This is a genomic window from Stappia sp. (assembly GCF_048268045.1).
Taxonomy (GTDB): Bacteria; Pseudomonadota; Alphaproteobacteria; order Rhizobiales; family Stappiaceae; genus Stappia.
In genome coordinates this window covers 276061-297189 of sequence record NZ_JBLWWG010000004.1, presented here as the reverse complement: position 1 = coordinate 297189, position 21129 = coordinate 276061, and the positions used below count along the sequence as shown (strand labels likewise).

Annotated in this window: 19 protein-coding genes and 1 riboswitch; of the genes, 6 read left to right on the top strand and 13 right to left on the bottom strand. The window is 67.3% G+C overall.

The genetic code is table 11. The features are described 5' to 3' along the window. Positions 1–13: 13 nt before the first annotated feature. From smc to ACN0WF_RS08745, 3 genes are all read right to left on the bottom strand, one after another. Entirely contained in the window at positions 14–3481 is a 3468-nt protein-coding gene (gene smc, locus ACN0WF_RS08755; protein WP_417772421.1) for a chromosome segregation protein SMC, read from the bottom strand. Between the two features lie 224 nt (positions 3482–3705). Then, positions 3706–4344: a DsbA family protein gene (locus ACN0WF_RS08750; protein ID WP_417772420.1), complete on the bottom strand. Its 639-nt coding sequence runs from the start codon at positions 4342–4344 to the stop codon at positions 3706–3708. A gap of 162 nt (positions 4345–4506) precedes the next feature. Beyond that, a complete protein-coding gene (locus ACN0WF_RS08745) occupies positions 4507–5055 on the bottom strand; it encodes a DUF721 domain-containing protein (protein ID WP_417772419.1) in 549 nt (182 codons plus the stop codon). A 225-nt stretch (positions 5056–5280) separates the two neighbouring features. Here ACN0WF_RS08745 and mutY point away from each other — a divergent pair, with 225 nt between their 5' ends. Both mutY and ACN0WF_RS08735 read left to right on the top strand, forming a co-directional pair. Next, positions 5281–6372, top strand: a complete 1092-nt coding sequence (mutY, locus tag ACN0WF_RS08740; RefSeq protein ID WP_417772418.1) for an A/G-specific adenine glycosylase — start codon at positions 5281–5283, stop codon at positions 6370–6372. Between the two features lie 105 nt (positions 6373–6477). After that, the gene (locus ACN0WF_RS08735; RefSeq protein ID WP_417772417.1) at positions 6478–7026 is read left to right on the top strand and encodes a 2OG-Fe(II) oxygenase; all 549 of its coding nucleotides are present in this window, start codon (positions 6478–6480) and stop codon (positions 7024–7026) included. A gap of 18 nt (positions 7027–7044) precedes the next feature. Here ACN0WF_RS08735 and ACN0WF_RS08730 read toward each other — a convergent pair whose 3' ends face one another. Continuing rightward, on the bottom strand, positions 7045–8598 hold the full coding sequence (locus tag ACN0WF_RS08730; protein WP_417772416.1) for an AMP nucleosidase: 1554 nt from the start codon (positions 8596–8598) through the stop codon (positions 7045–7047). A gap of 399 nt (positions 8599–8997) precedes the next feature. Between ACN0WF_RS08730 and ACN0WF_RS08725 the strand changes: the two genes are divergently transcribed. Beyond that, positions 8998–10143 carry a site-specific DNA-methyltransferase gene (locus tag ACN0WF_RS08725; protein ID WP_417772415.1) on the top strand — a complete coding sequence of 382 codons (1146 nt, stop codon included), beginning with the start codon at positions 8998–9000 and terminating at the stop codon, positions 10141–10143. 114 nt (positions 10144–10257) lie between these two features. Here ACN0WF_RS08725 and ACN0WF_RS08720 read toward each other — a convergent pair whose 3' ends face one another. From ACN0WF_RS08720 to ACN0WF_RS08680, 9 genes are all read right to left on the bottom strand, one after another. Continuing rightward, positions 10258–10839 (bottom strand): hemerythrin domain-containing protein, encoded by a 582-nt coding sequence (locus ACN0WF_RS08720; protein WP_417772414.1) that lies wholly within the window; start codon positions 10837–10839, stop codon positions 10258–10260. Then, positions 10836–11537, bottom strand: a complete 702-nt coding sequence (locus ACN0WF_RS08715; protein ID WP_417772413.1) for a cysteine hydrolase family protein — start codon at positions 11535–11537, stop codon at positions 10836–10838. The genes ACN0WF_RS08720 and ACN0WF_RS08715 overlap by 4 nt, the downstream gene beginning before the upstream one ends. Before the next feature lie 24 nt (positions 11538–11561). Next, complete coding sequence (locus ACN0WF_RS08710) at positions 11562–12032, bottom strand: MarR family winged helix-turn-helix transcriptional regulator (RefSeq protein ID WP_417772412.1); 471 nt, start codon at positions 12030–12032, stop codon at positions 11562–11564. A gap of 139 nt (positions 12033–12171) precedes the next feature. Further along, a complete protein-coding gene (gene gcvPB / locus ACN0WF_RS08705) occupies positions 12172–13767 on the bottom strand; it encodes an aminomethyl-transferring glycine dehydrogenase subunit GcvPB (RefSeq protein WP_417772411.1) in 1596 nt (531 codons plus the stop codon). Then, on the bottom strand, positions 13764–15110 hold the full coding sequence (gene gcvPA, locus ACN0WF_RS08700) for an aminomethyl-transferring glycine dehydrogenase subunit GcvPA (RefSeq protein ID WP_417772410.1): 1347 nt from the start codon (positions 15108–15110) through the stop codon (positions 13764–13766). Before gcvPA ends, gcvPB begins: the two co-directional genes overlap by 4 nt. 35 nt (positions 15111–15145) lie before the next feature. Beyond that, positions 15146–15637 carry an OsmC family protein gene (locus tag ACN0WF_RS08695; protein WP_417772409.1) on the bottom strand — a complete coding sequence of 164 codons (492 nt, stop codon included), beginning with the start codon at positions 15635–15637 and terminating at the stop codon, positions 15146–15148. A gap of 2 nt (positions 15638–15639) precedes the next feature. Beyond that, positions 15640–16011 carry a glycine cleavage system protein GcvH gene (gcvH, locus tag ACN0WF_RS08690; protein ID WP_417772408.1) on the bottom strand — a complete coding sequence of 124 codons (372 nt, stop codon included), beginning with the start codon at positions 16009–16011 and terminating at the stop codon, positions 15640–15642. A gap of 64 nt (positions 16012–16075) precedes the next feature. After that, positions 16076–17224 (bottom strand): glycine cleavage system aminomethyltransferase GcvT, encoded by a 1149-nt coding sequence (gcvT, locus tag ACN0WF_RS08685; protein WP_417772407.1) that lies wholly within the window; start codon positions 17222–17224, stop codon positions 16076–16078. Positions 17225–17427: 203 nt separating this feature from the next. Further along, a riboswitch (glycine riboswitch) is annotated at positions 17428–17520 on the bottom strand. A gap of 169 nt (positions 17521–17689) precedes the next feature. Then, positions 17690–18298 (bottom strand): hypothetical protein, encoded by a 609-nt coding sequence (locus ACN0WF_RS08680; protein WP_417772406.1) that lies wholly within the window; start codon positions 18296–18298, stop codon positions 17690–17692. Positions 18299–18484: 186 nt separating this feature from the next. Here ACN0WF_RS08680 and ispH point away from each other — a divergent pair, with 186 nt between their 5' ends. The 3 genes from ispH to rnhA all read left to right on the top strand — a co-directional run bounded on the left by ispH (position 18485) and on the right by rnhA (position 21080). Continuing rightward, on the top strand, positions 18485–19486 hold the full coding sequence (ispH, locus tag ACN0WF_RS08675) for a 4-hydroxy-3-methylbut-2-enyl diphosphate reductase (RefSeq protein ID WP_417772405.1): 1002 nt from the start codon (positions 18485–18487) through the stop codon (positions 19484–19486). Positions 19487–19632: 146 nt separating this feature from the next. Then, positions 19633–20598, top strand: coding sequence for a homoserine kinase (gene thrB / locus ACN0WF_RS08670; protein WP_417772404.1), 966 nt, complete (start codon positions 19633–19635; stop codon positions 20596–20598). Beyond that, positions 20595–21080, top strand: a complete 486-nt coding sequence (gene rnhA, locus ACN0WF_RS08665; RefSeq protein ID WP_417772403.1) for a ribonuclease HI — start codon at positions 20595–20597, stop codon at positions 21078–21080. The genes thrB and rnhA overlap by 4 nt, the downstream gene beginning before the upstream one ends. The last annotated feature ends 49 nt before the right edge of the window (positions 21081–21129 follow it).

Sequence of the window (21129 nt, the reverse complement as noted above, 5' to 3'; positions counted from 1 at the left end):
CGACGCCTCGCCCCTACACGGCTTCGAGGAATCGCTCCGCCGTGTCGAGGTCGACGGAGACGAGCTGCGAGACCCCGCGCTCGGCCATCGTCACGCCGAAAAGCCGGTTCATCCGCGCCATGGTGATCGGGTTGTGGGTGATAACGACAAAGCGCGTGGCGGTTGAGCGCGTCATCTCCTCCAGCAGGTCGCAATAACGCTCGACGTTGGCGTCGTCGAGCGGAGCGTCGACCTCGTCGAGCACGCAGATCGGCGCCGGATTGGTCAGGAAGACGGCGAAGATCAGCGCCATCGCCGTGAGCGCCTGCTCGCCACCCGACAGCAACGTCATGGTCTGGGGCTTCTTGCCTGGCGGGCGGGCGATGATCTCCAGCCCGGCGTCGAGCGGGTCCTCGGCGTCGACGAGTTGCAGTTCCGCCGTGCCGCCGCCGAAAAGATGGGTGAACAGCCGCTGGAAGTGAGCGTTCACCGTTTCGAAGGCTTTGAGAAGACGCTCGCGCGCCTCCCTGTTGATGTTGGAGATCGCCCCGCGCAGGCGTTTGATGGCCTCGATCAGGTCGTCGCGCTCGCCGGTAAGCGTGCCGCGCTGCTCCTCGATCTCGCGCAGTTCGTCCTCCGCCCGCAGGTTCACACCGCCCAGCCGCTCGCGCTCGGCCTTGAGCCGGTCCACGCGGCGCTCGATCGCCTCCGGTTCAGGCAGCGGCGCTCCTTCCTTCAGCCCGGCAAGACCGGGAAGCGCGGCGACCGCCACCTCCAGCGCCTCGTCGATCAACGCCTCGATCTCGCCCTTGCGCTGGGTCGCCGCCCGCAGGCGCTCCTCGGCTCGGATGCGTCGTTCGCGTGCGTCCGTCAGCGCCGAAAGGCCTGCCTGGGCGGCCAGGTCGGCGTCGCGCTGGAAAGCCTCGGCGCGCGCCAGCGCATCGTCGGCGGCGCGCCGCGCCTCCTCCGCCTTCGCGATCTCGGTGAGCAGCGTGCGGCGCTTGTAGTCGATGTCGTCGGGTGCCTCGATCAGCTCGGCACGCTCTTCCTCGGCCGCCTCCATGCGCTCGCGCAGCACCTGCACCTGCTGGCGGGCGCCGGCGGTGCGCTGGCTCCAGGCGGCGCGCTCGCGGGAGATTGCTTCCATGCGGCGGCGGCGCATCTCACCCTCGCGCGCCAGTCCCTCGGCGCTCGCGCGCTCGCGCGACAGCGCCGCACGCGCCTCGACCACAGCGGCACGGGCCTCCTCGATGGCGCGGGCAAGCCCCGCGTCCTCGCCGATCTCGCGCATCGCCTCGCCGGCTTCCTCAGACGCGGCGCGAGCCTCCTCCAGATCCGCCTCGATGCGCTCCAGGGCATCGCGCAGGGACGCAAGCCGCGCCTCGGCCTCCGCATGGGCACGCTCCAGCCGGATCACCCGCTGGCGCTCGGCCTCGGCCGCGCCGCGCAGCTCCCTGATCTTCTGGCGCGCCGTCTGCTCGTCTTCCGCGGCGCGCCGAACCGTGTCGCCAAGTTCCGAAAAGGCGGCGCGCTGCTCCTCGAGCCGCTCCCGCGCCAGCGCAATCTCACCATCGAGAGCCGCAAGCCGGTTCTTGCGGGCCAGCCTCTGGGCCGCCGGCGTTGGCGCGTCGGCGGCAACCACGAAACCGTCCCAGCGCCACAGGGCGCCATCCAGACTGACAAGCCGCTGCCCCGGCGCCAGGTGCCTGGCCAGCCGCGCGCCGTCCGCCGCCTCCGCCACGCCGATCTGCGCCAGCCGGCGGGCAAGCGCACGCGGCGCATCGACGAAGCCAGCCAGCGGCTCCACTCCGGCGGGAAGCGCCGGATCGGCGGCCCCGACAGTCCCTTCGGCGGGCTCTGTCCAGCGAAGCGGCGCATCGCCGCCGAGCGGCGCGTCAAGATCCTCGCCCAGCGCCGCGCCGAGCGCGGTCTCATATCCCGGACGGGCCGACATCGCCTCGACGATGGCCGGTAAATCGCCCTGCTGGCCCTCGCCAAGCACCTCGGCAAGCGTGCGCGCCTCCGTCTCCAGCCGCGATGCCTGGGCCTCCGCCTCGCCGAGCGGGCCGCGCGCGGCCTCCATTCGGGCGCGAGACGCGGCCGTGCGCTCCTCCGCCTCGAGCACACGCTCCTCCGCCTCGGACAGAGTTTCCTCGGCCGCCAGCAGCGCCTCGCGCCCGGCTTCGAGATCCGGCGCGTCCTCGACTTCAGCTTCAAGCCCTGCAAGGTCGGACCGCGCGCTTTCGTGCTGGCGCGCGAGCTTGTCTGAACGCTGGCGCGCCATCTCGAAGGCATCGGCGAGTTGCTGGCGTCGCGCCAGAACCCCGGCCTGCTCCTGGGTGAGCGCGGACAAGCGCTCCTCAGCAGCAGCGACCACCGTCTCGGCCTCGTCGACGCGCACCGCAATCTCTTCGGCACGGTCCTCCTCGGCCATCGCCTCGCCGCGCAGCTCCTCTTCCTCTTCGGCGAGAATCGCCAGGTGTCCGTCGTTGTCGGCGAGCAGCTCTTCCTCGCGGGCAACGTCCTGATGCAACTGCTGAAGCCGGCGACCGAGATCCTCGAGCCGCTCGCGTACACGCCGCTCCTCGCCATCAAGCTCGTTGCGGGCGATGACAAGGCGCTGCAGAACCGCACCGGCGGCAGCGGCCGCGTCGCGCGTTTCCGGCACCTTGAGGGCGGCAATCGCCTGAGCACGGGCCGCATCGCCCTGCACGGTCGCGGCCTCCCGCACGCCCGCCTCGGCCTCGGAAAACTCCCGCTCGGCTTCCGCCAGCCGATCGCGGCAATCGAGCCAGCGCAGATAGTAGAGCGCGGCCTCGGCGGAACGGATCTCGGCTGAGAGATTGCGGAAGCGCCCCGCCTGACGCGCCTGCCGGCGCAGGCTGTCGACCTGGCCGTCGATCTGGACGAGCACATCCTCCAGCCGCTCGAGGTTCTGCTCGGCGGCACGCAGACGCAGCTCCGCCTCGTGGCGGCGGGAATGAAGGCCGGAAATGCCGGCCGCCTCCTCGAGGATCTGGCGGCGCGAGGTCGGCTTGGCGGCAATGAGCTCGCCGATCTGGCCCTGACGCACGAGGGCGGGCGAGCGCGCGCCGGTGGAGGCGTCGGCAAAGAGGAGCTGGACGTCGCGGGCACGCACGTCGCGAGCATTGATCTTGTAGTTGGAGCCGGACTCGCGCTCGATGCGGCGGGTCACCTCGAGCACCTCGGCATCGTTGAAGCCGGCCGGCGCGGTGCGGTCGGAATTGTCCAGAAACAGCGTCACCTCGGCGGTGTTGCGCGCCGGCCGGTTGAGGCTGCCGGAGAAGATGACGTCGTCCATGCCGGACGCACGCATGTTCTTGTAGGAATTCTCCCCCATCACCCAGCGCAGGGCTTCGACAAGATTGGACTTGCCGCATCCGTTCGGCCCGACAACACCCGTCAGGCCGTCACCGATGATGAATTCCATCGGCTCGACGAAAGACTTGAACCCGAGAACGCGGAGTTTGGAGAACTTCATGGCCGCGCGACCCGTGCCATGCGCGTTGGCACCACCACGGCAAAGGCGCGGGCACAATCCGGCCGGGAGACCACAAGGTCCGTCCGTTCAGCCATCATTGCCCCAAAGCCTCCATGGCGGCCGCAACCCCTTGCCTCATCCAACAAAGCCGAAAGCCGCCCGGGACCTGCGCGTTGTCCGGGCGGCGAATGGTTCATCAGTCTGGCGCGGGAAGGCCCCGGCCGTCAGAGGTACTTTGCAACTTCCTCGTCGAGTTGCGCAACCGTCAGCGCGCCGCTGACCTTATTGCCGTTGAAGAAGAAGGTCGGCGTCGCGTTGACGCCGAACTCCTTCGACGCACGCTCGCGGTTGGCCTCGATGCCCTCCAGCAGCTTCTGGTCGGACAGCGTCTTCTCGAAGCTCTCCTTGGTGAAGCCGATCTGCTGCGCCAGCTTCAGCATCGCATTGTAGGGGTCGTCGGTGAACGCCCAGGTGCGCTGCTGCTCGAACATGATGTCGATGACGTCGAAATACTTGTCCCTGGGCACCGAGCGCGCCAGCATGAAGGCGCCGGCTGCAACCGGATCGAGCGGGAACTCGCGGAAGACGAAACGCACCTTGCCGGTGTCGATGTAGTCCTTCTTGAGATGCGGATAGGTGGTCTTGTGGAAATGGGCGCAATGACCGCAGGTCATCGAGGCGTACTCGACGATGGTGAGCTTTGCGTCTTCCGGACCCATGGAATTTTCGGGCAGCAGGCCCGGTTCCATCAGCTTGTCGACGTCGACCTCCTGGGCCCACGCCGGAAGCGCGTTCAGCGCCAGGCCTGTTGCGGCCATGAGGGCGGTGGAACGGAGAATAAACTGGCGGCGATTGAGGCTCACGGGGAAGGCTCCCATTGATCGAGGTTTCAGCGGCGTCGTCCGGCTTCTTATCGCCTTTGCCGTTCCGGTCAACCGACAAGGAGAATATGGCGTCATTGGGAACGGGGCGATTGTCCGCTTTCAGCGCCGCTCACAAGATCGCGAGCAGCGCGTGATCGCACCCTATCGGGTCTTGGCGATCACCGCGCGGCCGAGCTTTTCCAGCGCCTCGCCAAGACGGGTGCCCCGCACGGCGGCAAGCTTCGCCTCCAGCTCGCGCTCCTCCTCGGCGGTCAGCGGACGCGGCTTCTTCGGCGGCGTGCGCTTGGGCGGCGTCAGCGGGCGCTGGAGGATGCGGATACGCCCGATCGCCGCCCAGCCGAAGAAGCCATTGATGCGCTCGATAACCTGGGGCACTTCATGGGTGAGCAGCAATGCCGTCGCGCCATCGGTCTGCACGACGAGCGTCGCCGGCTTCTGCTCGCCATCGACGGCCCCCTCGGGCACGCGCGGCCAGTCGACCCTGAGCGGCTGGACCCGCCCGGCGTAGCGCTCGCCGACGATATCCGGCCAATCAACGACGAGATCGGCGGCGGCGAACCCCCTGCGGCGGCAAGACTTTTCAAGCGCCTTGCCGATGAGATCGCCAATCGGGCGCGCACGGGTAACCCAGCGCAGGCTCGAGCCCTGCTGTGCGCCGCCGGCGGCCATCGTCTTGTGCGAATCACTCATAGGTTCAGTCGACTCCGTAATTGAGTCGATTTAACGACACTTCGTCCGAGTCGCATGGGCCACGCGTCGCGGTTTTCAGCCACTCCAGAGCTTTCGGCAGGTCATCCCTGTCCCGTCCACAGCTTTGCCACAGGACTGCGCCCGCCGCCCCTTGAAATCGCCCGCCGCAGCCCGATCCTGCTTGCCGGTGCCAAGCCCACCCGCCGCAAGGAAACCGCCGACCCGATGCCGACCGCGACAACCTCTCTCGCCGACGACCTTCTCCGCTGGTACGATCGGCACGCCCGCGCCCTGCCCTGGCGGGTGTCGCCGAAGGACCGGGCGCGCGGCGTCACCCCCGATCCCTACAGGGTGTGGCTTTCCGAAATCATGCTCCAGCAAACCACAGTGCAGGCGGTCGGCCCCTATTTCGCGGGGTTTCTTGCCCGCTGGCCGAGCGTCGAGGATCTCGCCGCCGCCGACGAGGCGGAGGTGATGAAAGCCTGGGCCGGACTTGGCTACTACTCCCGCGCCCGCAACCTCAAGGCCTGCGCCGAGGCCATCGCCAACGAGCACGCCGGCCGCTTTCCCCGGACCGAGGAAGGCCTGCGCGCGCTTCCCGGCATCGGCCCCTATACAGCCGCCGCCATTGCCGCGATCGCCTTCGACCGTCCGGCTGCCGTGGTCGACGGCAATGTGGAACGGGTGATTTCCCGGCTCCGCCTGATCGAGACGCCCCTGCCGGCGGCGAAACCCGAAATCCGGGCCGCGACCGCGGATCTGGTGCCGGAAGCGCGTCCCGGGGATTTCGCCCAGGCGATGATGGACCTTGGCGCGACGCTGTGCAGCCCGCGCAAGCCCGCCTGCGCGCTCTGCCCCTGGACCGATCCCTGCGCCGCTCGGCTTGCCGGCATCGCCGAGACGCTGCCGCGAAAGGCCCCCAAGGCGGCCAAGCCGACACGGCGCGGCATGGCGTTCGTCGCGGTGCGCGCCGACGGGGCGGTGCTGATGCGCCGGCGTCCGCCGAAGGGACTGCTCGGCGGGATGAGCGAACCGCCGGTCAGCGCGTGGGGCGAGACGGCTGCGATGGACGACCTTGCGGGGATGCCGGAGGACCTCGCCCGCCTCTCGCTGGACTGGCGACGCCGGACCGGCGACGTGCGCCACACCTTCACCCATTTTCATCTGGAACTCGCCATCTGGCGCGCCGACGCACCGATGACGGCACCCGCGCCCGACGGCTGGTGGTGGTCCGAACCCGGCGAGATCGACGGCGAGGCGCTGCCCACCGTGATGCGCAAGGCGGTGGACGCCGGCCGCGCCGGCCAGGCGGCCTGAACCGCGCAACGCAACATCGCCCGCCCCCCTCGTCAAATCCGTTGCGTTTTAACGGGAACTGCCGCATAGACCCGCATCTTTTCGCCGTTGCGGAGACTTCGGCCAATGTTCACGCATTCCATTCCCGCTGTTTTCTCCCTTAGGGAAGCCACCGAAGTCATCCGGCTGGCGGAGCAGGCCCAGGCCGCTTCCGGCGGTCTCGTCGGCGGATTGCACCACCACAACATCCGGCGCGCCGAGATCGCCTGGCTCGACGACACCGGCAGCGCCGCCTGGGTGATGGAGCGGGTGGTCGCCACCGTCGCGCGCGCCAACCGAGAGCATTTCGACTTCGACATCACGGATTTCGGCGAGCGCCTGCAAGTCGCCTCCTACGACGAGAGCGACGCCGGTCACTACGACTGGCATTCCGACATCGGCGACGGGCCCATCGCGCGCCGGCGCAAGCTCACGGTCGTCGTGCAGTTGAGCGAGGCGGAGGGCTACGCGGGCGGCGAGCTGCAGATCAACCTCGGCGGAGCGATCCACACATCGGACCGCGGCCTCGGCGATGCCACGCTCTTCGCCTCCTTCATGCTCCACCGTGTCGCGCCGGTGACGCGCGGCCGACGTCACTCGCTCACCTGCTGGTGCCACGGCCCGGCCTTTCGCTGAGCTCCGGCGGGCGACCTTCTACTGGAAGGCCGTCTCGGCGAAGGAGCGCAGCTTCCTCGAGTGCAGCCGCTCGCGGGGCATCGAGCGCAGCTTTTCCATGGCGGCAATGCCGATCCTGAGATGCTGGGCGACCTGGCGCTTGTAGAAATCGGTCGCCATGCCGGGCAGCTTCAGTTCGCCGTGCAGCGGCTTGTCCGAGACGCAAAGCAGCGTTCCATAAGGCACGCGGAAGCGGAAGCCGTTGGCGGCGATGGTCGCGGATTCCATGTCGAGCGCGATGGCGCGCGACTGCGAGAAACGCTGCACCGGTTCGCGGTGGTCGCGAAGCTCCCAGTTGCGGTTGTCGATGGAGGCGACCGTGCCTGTGCGCATCACCCGCTTCAACTCGTACCCCCCGCAGCCGGTCACCTCCTCCACCGCACCCTCGAGCGCCACCTGCACCTCGGCAAGCGGAGGGATCGGCACCCAGTTGGGCAGGTCCGCGTCGAGCACATGATCCTCGCGCACATAGCCGTGGGCGAGAACGTAATCGCCGAGCTTCTGACTGTTCCTCAAGCCCGCGCAATGGCCAAGCATCAGCCAGGCATGAGGACGCAGAACCGCCACGTGGTCGGTGATCGTCTTGGCGTTGGAAGGACCGACTCCGATGTTGATCATGGTGATGCCGGAATGGTCCGGGCGCACGAGATGATAGGCCGGCATCTGCGGCAGGCGGGCGGGCAGCTCGCCGCTCGGGCGCCCTCCCGAGCCCGCTTCGGTGATCACGTTTCCGGGCTCGACGAAACGGGAGTAGCCGCTTTGCGGATCGGCCAGAAGGTCGGCGGCGATCCGGCAGAACTCGTCCATGTAGAACTGGTAGTTGGTCAGGATCACGAAGTTCTGGAAATGCTCCGCCCCCGTTGCCGTGTAGTGCTGGAGACGGTGCAGCGAGTAGTCGACGCGCGGCGCGGTGAAGGGAGCCAGCGGACGGGCCGCGCCCGGCGCCGGCTCGAAGGTACCGTTGACGATGGCATCGTCGAGCACCGACAGGTCCGGGAGGTCGAAGACGTCGGCGAGCGGGCGGTGCAGCGCATCGGCCACCCCCTCCACATGGGTGCCGTCATAGAAGGCGAAATGCAGCGGTATCGGCGTATCGCCGGCACCGACTTCCACCGGCACCTCGTGGTTGCGCAAAAGCAGCTCGATCTGCTCCTTGAGGTACTCGCAAAAGAGATCCGGCCGGGTGATCGTCGTCGAATGCAGTCCCGGACCGGAGACGAAGCCGTAAGAGAGGCGGCTGTCGAGGCGCGAATGGGACCTGGTGCGCAGGCGGATCTCCGGGTAGCAGGCGCGCACCCGCCCCTCCGGCAGCTCGCCCGCGACGAAGGCGCGAAAGGCCTCGCGCAGGAATGCGGTGGCGGTCTCGAACAATTCCTTCAGCCGCTCGACTGCCTCCCCCGCATCGTCGAAGGCGACGAAATCGGCGCGCGGCAACTCATGCACGACGGGCGTTCCAGCCGCGACAGCCCCGCGAACATCGCCTCCGCCGCCGCTTCCCGCTCCCGTTTCGTTCGGTCCCGCACCTCGCGTCATGGCCGCTTGCCTCCGTTGCTTGCTGTTTTCGTTTCCAACCATCACCGGACTATGGGAGTTCCGTAAGGCGGCAGAAAGATTTTTCATCGTTCTCCGCCCCGCTCCGGCGGTCGATGTCCGCACGCCGCCGTTAACCGTTTCCGCCTTTGTTTACATGCAATTTGCAACGGTCGAGGGCGCGGGGCGCGGAAAATCGAAGCGAGGCCGGTAGATAGTGCCGGCAGGGAGGCAAGCCATCGCCCGACAGCGCGTTAAGAAAGCGAAGCAGCTTCGCGCGGAACCGTCACAATTGTAAACAATACCTTGATTCAAAAAAGATTTTTACCAAAGCGCCTTAACCAGCGATTTACCAAGACCGGTAACCATGATGCTCGTAATTGCGTGAGGTTCTGCGTCGCAATGAGTGTACAGCGTAAAGGGGTGCCCCTCGTGGCACCCCGCCTTCCCGAGGCGTCAAACGCCAACGCCGAGTGGCTCGACTCGATCCTCAAGGGGGATTGCGTCGCCGCGCTCGAGCGCCTGCCCAGGCAGTCCGTGGACCTCGTGTTCGCCGACCCGCCCTACAATCTGCAGCTCGGTGGCGAGCTGCACCGCCCCGATCATTCGCGGGTCGATGCCTGCGACGATCACTGGGATCAATTCGACAGCTTCGAGGCCTATGACGCCTTCACCCGTGCGTGGCTGATGGCCGTGCGGCGGGTGCTGAAGCCGGACGGAGGCCTGTGGGTCATCGGCTCCTACCACAACATCTTCCGGGTCGGCTCGATCCTGCAGGATCTCGGCTTCTGGATCCTCAACGATGTGGTGTGGCTGAAGTCGAATCCGATGCCAAACTTCCGCGGCAAGCGTCTGACCAACGCCCACGAGACGATGATCTGGGCGTCAAAGTCGAAGGATGCGAAATACACCTTCAACTACGAGGCGCTGAAGACGTTCAACGACGATCTTCAGATGCGCTCGGACTGGCACCTGCCGATCTGCACGGGCTCCGAACGCCTGAAGGATGACGGTGGCCAGAAGGTGCATCCGACGCAAAAGCCGGAGTCCCTGCTCTACCGGGTCCTGCTCGCCTCCTCCAATCCCGGCGACGTGGTGCTCGACCCCTTCTTCGGCACCGGCACGACGGGTGCCGTGGCAAAGAAGCTCGGCCGCCATTTCGTCGGCGTGGAACGCGAACAGGACTACATCGACGCCGCCCGCAAGCGCATCGACAGCGTCGAGCCGATCGACATGGAGGCGCTCGGCGTCAGCCAGGGCAAGCGCGCTGCACCCCGCGTTCCCTTTGGCAACCTGATCGAGGTCGGCCTGCTGTCGCCCGGTGACAGGCTGACCTGCGCCAAGGGCCGGCACGAGGCGCGGGTGCGTGCCGACGGCTCGCTCGTCTGCGGCCAGCACAGCGGATCGATCCACAAGGTCGGAGCGCTTGTGCAGGGTCAGGAATCCTGCAACGGATGGACTTATTGGCACGTCGAGAACGCCGGCAAGCGCCAGCCTATCGACAACCTGCGCGCCCAGTTCCGCGCGACACGGCTTTCGGCCGCCTGAGACCCAAGGGCGACTGACCTCGAGCACTGCATCGCTTCCCCGCGCGAGCAGACCGCCTCCCCCGAACAACCGGGCGGGGGCGGTTCTCGTGCGCGGCGACGCGCCGCAAGCGGCTCAGCCGACGCCGAGATCGTCCTCGCCACGCTCAAGGACCAGCGGCACGATCAGATCCTCCTCATCCTCCAGGTGCCGCATCAAGCCGGTGACGAGCCGGCCGCTTTCGAGCGCATAGGCATCGGCGGAGCGCCGCACCCGGTCCGCGTCGGCGCCGTGCAGGTCACGCAGCAGAACGTTGGCGCTTTGCGCGAGACTTGCGATGCGCTCGTGGATCACCTCGTGGTCGCCCTCCAGAAGGTCGAAGCCGGCCGCAAGCCGCGGCTCGGCAGCGGCGAAGACCGGAAAGTAATGGTGGTCCTCGATCATGTGATGGTGATGCAGCTCACCCAGGAACTGCTGGAGCCTCGGCGCCAGAAGCGCGCCAAGATTGCCCGCTTCCAGGCGCTCCTCGCGAAAGTCGGCGATGATGCGTTCAAGGGTGCCGCCGAGCGTGCGGAAGCCGTCGTGCCGCGACAGCCAGAAGCGCATCAGGCCGCCGAGGTTCTCATGTGTTTCCCAGACGCCACGCGGATGTTGCTCGAGTAGAAAGCGCAGCTCGCCGGGCAAGCCGGCTCGCGTGTCGAGGTCCGTATCGGTCATTCACTTTTTCCCACGTCGCTTGACTGCCCGGCAAGATGGGGCTCCTCGCCCTGCCGGCAAGTGGCGACGCCGGCGGCGGCGAGCCGCTGTTGCTGGCGGGCCCATGCCTTCTCGTCGGCGGCGAGCGAACCGTCAAGATCGATGACGACCCCATACCCGCGGTTGCGGGCGCCAAGCGCGGTGCTGGTGACGCAATGGGCGAGATCCAGGCCCGTGAGACGAAGGTGTCCGACGTTCTCCTGTCGCAGGAGACGATCCAGTTCCGGGTTGGAGAAGGCATCTCCGACGTGCTTCAGCAAATCCGGGAATCCGGCCGCATCGACATCGCGGTCAAGCCGCGCGCCCGGTCGCCCCGGGTTGCCCGCCCCGCCGAGCAGCATGTCGGCGGCAAGCCGGATCGCCCAGCCCTTGTGCTGCTGGCGGATGTAGACAACCGCCTGCCCCGCACTCCTTGCCTTCGACACAAGCTCGTTGATCCTCACCACCGCCCGGTTCCGGCGCTCCTCGCCATAGCCATGGGGACCCTCCGAGCGGGTGAAGTCCTCCTGCATGTCGATGACCAGAAGCGCCTCGCCCGCAGCGTCCGCGGCGACGGGAGCGCCAGTCGTCGGCCGCGCGATCCGGCGCACGGTGGCGATGAACCAGGCCCCCAGCGCGCACATGACGAGGAAAGCGACGGCAAGAACCGAGAACCACATGACAATTTCCTGCGCTTGCGAGGGTCAGGCGAGAGGGCGAGGACGATCAGGGTCGTCCTCGAAGGCTGTGAAATGGTCGAGACAGGCCGAGAGCACGCGCCGGGCGGTGTCCACGTCCGCAGCGTCGAGCCGCCCCGCCAGGGCTGCGGCAAAGCCGTCCTCGCGCTCGCGGATCGCGGCGAAGAGCTCCTTTCCTTGCACCGTCAGGGCGATCAGCCAGGAGCGCCGGTGCGCCGGGTTGGCGTGCCGCTCGACAAGGCCGCGAGCCAGGAGTTCGTCCACCCACTTCTGCACGTTCTGACGCGGCAGGAACAGCGTGCGGCCGATCTGCGGAACGCTCATCGCGCCCTCGCACGAGAGAACCGAGAGAACGGCGCGCGCGCCGGTCCCCAAGCCCGTACCCTCGAGGTGGGCGGCAACGGAGCGCGCCACCCTGCGGTGAAGCGGACGCACCTGCTGGAGAAGCGCATAGAGGCTTTCGACATCGGCCTTCATGAGACACCTGAAACGACATACGAGATGTCATTATGACATATCATGTTTCTCTTCACCGGCAAGTGCGAAGTGGCCTGCACATATGAAAACGCCCGGCACGATGGCCGGGCGTCCTCCTGTTGCTGTCGATCCCGAAGACCTATTCGGCGGCCTGCGGCGCGACCTTGCGCGGCTCCGGCCGCTGCCACTTGAGCACCGGGTTGCGCGCCGCGCGGGTCTCGTCGAGCCTTCCGCGCGGAGCAAAGAACGGCGCTCCCTTGAAGCGCTCGGTCTCGCCCTTCTGCGCGCTCATGACGAGATCGCGCATCGTCGCCACGAACAGGTCGAGCGCCGCGCGGCTCTCCGATTCCGTCGGCTCGATCAGCATCGCGCCATGAACGACCAGCGGGAAATACATGGTCATCGGGTGATAGCCCTCATCGATCATCGCCTTGGCGAAATCGAGGGTGGTCACGCCCGTGTCCTTGAGGAAGCTGTCGTCGAAGAGCACCTCGTGCATGCACCAGCGCGACCCGAACGGCAGGCTCATGAGGTCCTCGAGGCCGACACGCACGTAGTTGGCGTTCAGCACCGCATCCTCGGACGCCTGGCGCAGACCGTCGGCGCCATGGCTCTTCATGTAGGCGAGCGCGCGCACATACATGCCCATCTGCCCGTGGAAGGCGGTCATCCGTCCAAAGGGCTGTTCGCCGTCCTTCAGGTCCGCCACGGTCTCGACCCAGACGCTGCCGCCCTCTTCCTTGCGCAGGAACGGCAGCGGCGCGAAGGCCGCGAGCCTGTCGGAGAGCACCACGGGACCCGCACCCGGACCGCCGCCGCCATGGGGCGTGGAGAAGGTCTTGTGCAGGTTGATGTGCATGGCGTCGACGCCGAGATCGCCCGGGCGCGCCTTGCCGACGATGGCGTTGAAGTTGGCCCCATCGCAGTAGAAATAGCCGTTGGCGGCATGGACCGCCTCGGCAATCGCGATGATATCGCGCTCGAACAGCCCACAGGTGTTCGGGTTGGTCAGCATGATGCCGGCGATATCGCCCTCATGCTCCGCGATCCGCGCCTGAACAGCGGCGGTATCGACCGTCCCGTCCTCGCGCGCCTCGATGGAGACGACCTTGTAGCCGAGAAGGGCGGCGGTCGCCGGATTGGTGCCATGGGCCGATTCGGGCACCAGCACGATCTTGGGATCGCGTCCGGCCGCCTTGTGCGCCGCCTTGATCGCCATCATGCCGCACAGCTCGCCGTGGGCGCCGGCCTTGGGGCTCATCGCAACCGCGCTCATGCCGGTCATGGTGACGAGCCAGTGACCGAGTTCGGCGATCAGGTCGATCGCGCCGGGAACCGTGGACAGCGGCTGCAGCGGGTGAATGTCGCCGAAGCCCGGCAGCCGCGCCACCTTCTCGTTGAGACGCGGATTGTGCTTCATCGTGCAGGAGCCGAGCGGATAGAGGCCCGCGTCGATGGCGTAGTTCTTGGACGACAGGCGCACGTAGTGGCGCATGGTCTCCGGCTCGGTCAGCGCCGGCAGGTCGGGCGTTGCCTTGCGGGCAAGCGTGCCGAGCGCCGGAGCAAAATCGTCCGGCTCCTCGAGATCGACGCCGCAAACGTCCATGCGCCCGCTCTCGAAGAGCAACGGCTCTTCCATGGCAAGCGCCCGGTTGCCGGTAAAGGTCTCGTGGATGGCGCGCGGATCCGCCATTTCGGCCGGGGCGGACGGGCGGCCTTGCGTGTTCATGCTCATGCCAGCACCTCCTTCAGCGCGGCGACGAAGGCGTCGCGATCCTCGTCGGAATTCACCTCGCTCGAGGCAACGATCAGCAGGTCGGCAAGATCGGACGCGCCCGGCTCCAGGCGCGAGACCGGCACGCCGCCGAGAACGCCCTTTTCAGCCAGCTTCTCGACCACGCCGGCCGCCGGCTTCGGCAACTTCACGGTGAACTCGTTGAAGAACGTGTCGTTCAGCACCGAGACGCCCGGCACGCTCTCGAGACCTGCCTTCAGCTTCACCGCGTTGGCGTGGTTGATGCGGGCGAGCTTCGCCAGGCCGTTGCCGCCGAGAAGTGTCATGTGGATGGTGAAGGCGAGGCAGCAGAGCCCCGAGTTGGTGCAGATGTTCGACGTCGCCTTGTCGCGGCGGATGTGCTGCTCACGGGTCGACAGCGTCAGCACGAAACCGCGCTTGCCGTTGGCGTCGACCGTCTCGCCGCACAGCCTGCCCGGCATCTGGCGAATGTATTTCTGCCTGGTGGCGAAGAGACCGACGTAAGGCCCGCCGAAAGTGAGGCCGTTGCCGATGGACTGGCCCTCGCCGACGACGATGTCGGCACCCTGGGCGCCCGCCGGCTCGATCAGGCCGAGCGAGACGACCTCGGTGAAGACGGCGATCAGCAGCGCGCCATGGGCGTGCGCCTTCTCGGCGATCGGCGCGAGGTCGATCAGATGCCCGTAGAAGGATGGCGACTGGACGACGACGCAGGAGGTCTCGTCATCGATCGAGGCCAGAATGTCCTCGGTACCCTTCGGGTCGGCAGGAAGCGCCTGGGTGCTGTCGCCGGCCATGGCGGAGAGACCCTCGACAACCTCGCGGTACTGCGGATGCAGGCCGCCGCAAAGGACCGCCTTGTTCCGCCGGGTGACACGATGGGCCATCAGCACCGCCTCGGCGGTGCCGGTGGAGCCGTCGTACATGGAGGCGTTTGCCACCTCCATGCCGGTGAGCGCGGCGACCTGTGTCTGGAACTCGAACAAGTACTGCAGCGTGCCTTGCGTCACCTCGGGCTGATAGGGCGTGTAGGAGGTGAGGAACTCGGAACGCTGGATCAGGTGATCGACGCTCGCTGGCACATGGTGCTTGTAGGCACCGGCGCCGACGAAGAACGGCACGTCGGAGGCGGCGACATTTTTAGCCGCCATGCGCGAAAGGTCGCGCTCGACAGCGGCCTCGCCCTTGTGCAGCGGCAGGTCGATCAGCCCTTCGAGGCGAGCCTTTTCGGGGATGTCGACGAAGATCTCGTTGATGTCAGAGACCCCGACGCGCGCCATCATGTCGGCACGGTCGGCATCGGAAAGCGGAAGGTAGCGCATCGGGAGCGGATTCCCTTTCAGGCGGGTCGGGTGCGTTATTCGGGGGCGGTCAGGCGCGGCGGCACGGTGTCCACGACGATCTCGCATCTGACCGAATTGGCGATGAAGCACATCTCGTGCGCCAGACGGTGGAGTTCCTCGATCTTCGCCGCATCGGGCATGATCGCGGAGCGGAAGGTGATCACCGGGCGCAGCGTCACCCGGGTGATGCCCATGCGCCCGGGGGCGATCCGCTCCATGACGGCCTCGGCCTTGTCCTCATAGGCCGCGATGACGAAACGGTCGCGGCGGGCAAGATCGAGAAAGGTCATCATGTGGCAGGACGAGATCGCGGCGATAAACGCCTCCTCCGGATCGACGGCCTCCGCCACCGAATGGGGCAGCGGCACCACGGCCGGAGAGGCGGAGGCGGGCACTTCGACGCCGCCGTCGAAGCGCCAGACATGCCCGCGCGAGTATTTTCCCTTCGAGAAATCCTCGCCCTTGCAGGTCCAGACGACCTCGGCGGTGTGAATGTGCCCGGCCATGATCAGAGCCCCTCGACGTGAGCCTTGTAGGCGGCCTCGTCCATCAGGCTCTCGAGCTGAGAGGCGTCGGCAAGCTTGATCCGGACGAACCAGGCGCCGCCTTCGGGGTCCTCGTTGACCGTGCCCGGCGCATCGGCGAGCGCCGCGTTGACCTCAACGACCTCGCCATCGAGCGGGGCGTAGACCTCGGACGCGGCCTTGACGCTCTCGACCACGGCGGCCTCGTCGCCCTTGGCGAGCTTGCGGCCGACATCGGGAAGCTCGACGAAGACCACATCGCCAAGCTGGCTCTGCGCGTAGTCGGTGATGCCGACAGTGGCGACGTCGCCGGAAACGGTGATCCACTCGTGGTCTTCGGTGAAACGGGTGCTCATCTGATTCAGTCCTCTGGAAGAGCCGGGGTTTTTCCCGGCGATGCTTCTGGATCGAGTGCCGCCGTCAGGCCGACGGCTTGCGATAGTAGCGCTGCGGAACGAACGGCATGGCCGCAACCTTCGCCTCCAGCTCGCGGCCGCGCACGACCAGCTTGACCGGCGTGCCGACCCCGGCATGTGCGGCGGCGACATAACCCATGGCGATGGGCGCGCCGAGGGTCGGGGCAAAACCGCCCGAGGTCACCGTGCCGATGGGCTCGCCGGAAGCCGAACGCACCTCGGCGCCCTCGCGCGCGGGAGCGCGCCCTTCCAGCGTGAAACCGACGCGAACGCGCGCGGCCCCCTCGGCAAGCTCCTTGAGAATGCGCGTGGCGGCAGGAAAATCGGCCGCCTCCTTGCGCCGCTTCTGCAGCACGAAGGGGATGGCGCCTTCGATCGGCGAGGTCGTCTCGTCGAGATCATGGCCATAGAGGCAAAGCCCCGCCTCGAGGCGCAGGCTGTCGCGGGCGCCAAGGCCGATGGGGGCGACGCGCTCGTCGGCGAGCAAGGCGCGGGCAATGGGCTCGGCCGCGCCCGCGGGGAGCGAGATCTCGTAGCCATCCTCGCCCGTGTAGCCAGAGCGCGAGACGTGCACCTTGATGCCGTCAAACTCCATCTCGGCGACACCCATGAACGACAGCGTCGCCGCCGCCGGCGCATGCGCCTTCATCACATCGGCGGCAAGCGGCCCCTGCAGCGCGATGAGCGCCCTGTCATCGATCTTCTCCAGCCGAACCCCATCGGGCAGGCCGGCCTCGATCATCGGATAATCGACATGCTTGCGCGAAGCGTTGACGACGAGATAGAGGCGGCCGTCGTTCTCCTCGCCAAGCGGACGCGCCACCATCAGGTCGTCGACAATGCCGCCCTCGGCATTGAGCAGCACCGTGTAGCGCTGGCGACCGGGCTTCAGGCCGACGACATCGGAGGGAACCATGGTCTCCAGGGCGCGCGCCGTGGTCTCGTGGTCCGGACCGACAAGCCAGGCCTGCCCCATATGCGAGACGTCGAACAGGCCGGCTTTCTCGCGGGTGTGCGTATGCTCGGTGAGGATGCCGGTTGGGAACTGGACCGGCATCTCGTAGCCGGCGAAGGGCACGAGACGCGCGCCGAGCTCCCGGTGCAGATCGGTCAGGGGCGTGGAAAGAAGGCTATCGGATGCAGCATCGCTCATCGTGTCGTCCTGAACTCGAGGGTCGGTGACGCGAACGCGGGTTTTCACCCGGCCACGCACCCCCTCTGTCCTGACGACCTGAGAGATTTCCCGCCCGCGCGAAGGCCCGATGGCCGACGCCGATCCCGGCGGTTACTCCTTCGGTGAGACCGGTCGCGTCGAGGCCAAGGCCACGACCCGTCCGGGCTGCTTTCCAGAGCGTTGCTCGATCCGCGGTCCTTTTGCCTGAGAGTTTCCGGGGCGGTTGCTCCTTCGGCGCCGGCGCCCGTGGCGCCGACCTCTCCCGCGTATCGTCTTCACCGGACACACGGCTCCGGCTTCCCGAACCCTGCTCTCCGGCCTGCGGCGCACAACGTCAACGCCGCCAAAAAACTCCAACATCTCCCGGAGACTGCCCACCAGGAGCGTTCACCGGAGAATGTCGCATTGTCGACAGGCCATGTCGGACTGTCAACCGCGCGCCCGCTATTGCCGGCGTTTTCCGCTTTCGTCCAGAGCTATTTCCACCTTGATCGAACGATCCTGGGGAACGACGAAATTCTCCTCGACCAGCGCCCACTGCTCCGCCGGGGCACCGGCGCCGAGCGTCACCGGGACGCTGTAGACCTGAGGCTTGGGCTTGCGCCCCGTCTTCGAGTCGTCCTGCGTGTCGATCAGGGTCACGCGCAACGGCAGCAGGATCTCGCCGCCTTGCCAGGCCGGGCCCGGGGTGATGCGACCGGAAACGCCAAGGGTCATCTTGACGCCATCCGCCTCGCGCCGGCACTTGCGCGCCCACTTCTCCAGATTCGCCTGATAGATCAGCGCGCGCGGATCATTGTCGCTGCCGCGCTTGTACCGCATGACGATGTAGCGACCATCTTCCACCGAGACCGGCGGGCACGGCACATCGCGCTCGAAGATCGACGGATCGATCGAATCCACCGCCGACTTGTCGGCGGCGTTGCCCGAGATCACCGTCTTTGCGACATCGTTGCCCATGTCGCCGATGCCGCTGCCGCAGCCGGCGAGCGCCAGGGAAACCGTCAGCGCGGCAACCGCGCCCGGCAGGCGCATCCAGTCGGCGTGATCCATGCCCTTCAATCCCGATGCTTTTCGTTCCAGGTTCAGCGCCCGTCTATATCAGGGCCTCACCGGCTTGGCGAGCCATAGAGGCTTCCGCCCGGGGCGACGACCTTGACAGCGCCGGTCACGCTCCCTCTATTGCCCGCAAGGACGGGCGCCGGGGCTGAGCGGACGGCGACTTTGGAAGGACACCTCATGGCTTCGACCCTGGATGGCGAACCAAACGGCAAGGCAGGCGGACTGCCGCCGCTTTCCGTGCTCCTGTGTGCGCCGCGCGGCTTTTGCGCCGGCGTCGACCGGGCGGTGCAGATCGTCGAACTGGCGCTCGCCCGCTTCGGCGCGCCGGTCTACGTGCGCCACGAGATCGTCCACAACCGCTTCGTCGTCGACGGCTTGCGCAAGAAAGGCGCGGTCTTCATCGAGGAACTCGGTGAGATTCCGGCGGGCGAGGAAGACCGGCCGGTGGTGTTTTCCGCCCATGGCGTGCCGAAGTCGGTGCCGGCGGACGCGCAGGCGCGCAACATGTTCTATCTCGACGCCACCTGCCCGCTGGTTTCCAAGGTCCACAAGGAAGCCGAACTGCATCACCGGCGCGGCCGCGAGATCGTGCTGATCGGTCACGCAGGACACCCGGAGGTGATCGGCACGATGGGCCAGTTGCCCGATGGCGCCGTGCGCCTGGTGGAAACGGTGGAGGACGCCCGCGCCTTCACGCCCGCCGGCGACCGCCCGCTTGCCTGGATCACCCAGACGACGCTGTCCGTCGACGACACCCGGGCCATCGTCGCGGTGCTTGGCGAGCGCTTCCCCGACATCGTTGCCCCGCACAAGGACGACATCTGCTACGCCACGACGAACCGTCAGGAAGCGGTGAAGGAAATCGCTCCGCGCGTCGATGCCATGATCGTTGTCGGTGCGCCGAATTCGTCCAACTCGCAGCGTCTGCGCGAGGTCGCCGAACGGGCCGGCTGCCCGGTCTCGATTCTCGTCCAGCGCGCCACCGACATTCCCTGGGATGACCTGCCCGCCCTGTCGCGCCTCGGCATCACCGCCGGCGCCTCCGCCCCGGAAATTCTGGTGGAGGAGATCATCGCCGCCTTCGCCGAACGCCACGACGTGACCGTCGAGACCGTGCGCACGGCAGAGGAGACCATCGCCTTCAACCTGCCGCGCGCGCTGCGCGAGGCGGCGGAGTAAAGCGCCCGGCACGCCAACGGGCGGGCCGTCGGCATCTGTTTCATTGGCGTTGGCGGGGCTGCTTCCCGCCAGCGGCCGCAGCCCCCTCCCCCCCGTCCCAGGGCGCTCCCCGCCCAAACCGGAACCACAGGAAAGTCGACCGACCCATGGCCGTTTATACCGACGTCTCCGACGAGGAGCTGGTGACCTTCGTCTCGGGCTACGACATCGGCGAGGTGCTTGCCCTCAAGGGTATCGCGGAAGGCGTGGAGAATTCGAACTACCTGCTGCACACGCGCACGGGCCACTACATCCTGACGCTCTACGAGAAGCGCGTGGATCCGGGTGACCTGCCGTTCTTTCTGGGATTGATGCGCCATCTCGCGGCGCGCGGCCTCTCCTGCCCGCAACCCGTCGCAAACCGTGACGGCGAGACGCTCGGCCAGCTTGCCGGACGGCCGGCGGCGATCATCTCTTTCCTGGACGGCATGTGGGTGCGCCGGCCGCAGCGCGCCCATTGCGCCGCCCTCGGCACGACGCTGGCGGAGTTCCACCTGGCCGGGGCGGACTTCGCGATCCGCCGTCCGAACGCGCTGTCGGTCGAGAGCTGGCGACCTCTGCTGGAGCTGTCGCTCGATCAGGCCGACACCATCGGCGAGGGACTTGGCGAGGAGCTGGTCCGCGAGGTCGAATACATGGAGGCCAACTGGCCGGGCGAGCTGCCTTCGGGCGTCATCCACGCCGACCTCTTTCCCGACAATGTCTTCTTCATCGGCGAGAAACTCTCCGGGCTGATCGATTTCTATTTCGCCTGCAACGACGCGCTCGCCTACGACGTGGCGATCTGCCTCAATGCCTGGTGTTTCGAGCCGGACATGGCATTCAACGTCACCAAGGCGCGGGCGCTTCTCAATGGCTACCGCTCGGTACGCGGCTTCACCCAGGCGGAATTCGACAGCCTGCCGTTGCTGGCGCGCGGTGCGGCCCTGCGCTTCCTGCTGACCCGCCTGCACGACTGGCTGCGCGTTCCCGAGGGCGCACTCGTCACGCCAAAGGATCCACGCGAGTACCTGAAGAAGCTGCGCTTCCACCAAAGCGTGGAAACAGCGGCCGACTACGGGCTGACGGCATGAGCGGGGCGCGGGCGAAGGGCGCTTCCGCGGTCGCACCGGACGGACCGACGGTGACGATCCACACCGACGGCGCCTGCTCGGGAAATCCGGGGCCTGGCGGCTGGGGCGCCCTGCTGCGCTCGGGCGATCACGAGCGTGAGCTCTGTGGCGGCGAGGAGAAGACCACCAACAACCGCATGGAGCTGACGGCGGCCATCGAGGCGCTGAACGCGCTCAAGCGGCCCTGCCGGGTCGAGCTGCATACCGACAGCACATATGTGCGCGACGGCATCACCAAGTGGATGTTCAATTGGAAGCGCAACGACTGGCGCACCAGTGACAAGAAGCCGGTGAAGAACGCCGAGCTCTGGCAGGCGCTCGACACGGCGCGTACCCGTCACGATGTCACCTGGCACTGGGTCAAGGGCCACGCCGGGCACGACGAGAACGAACGCGCCGACGAACTTGCCCGCAGGGGCATGGCGCCCTTCAAGAAGAAGTAGGGCCCGACGAGCGGGCGGGAGGCGGCCAGGGCCGGTCGGCGAGCGCCGG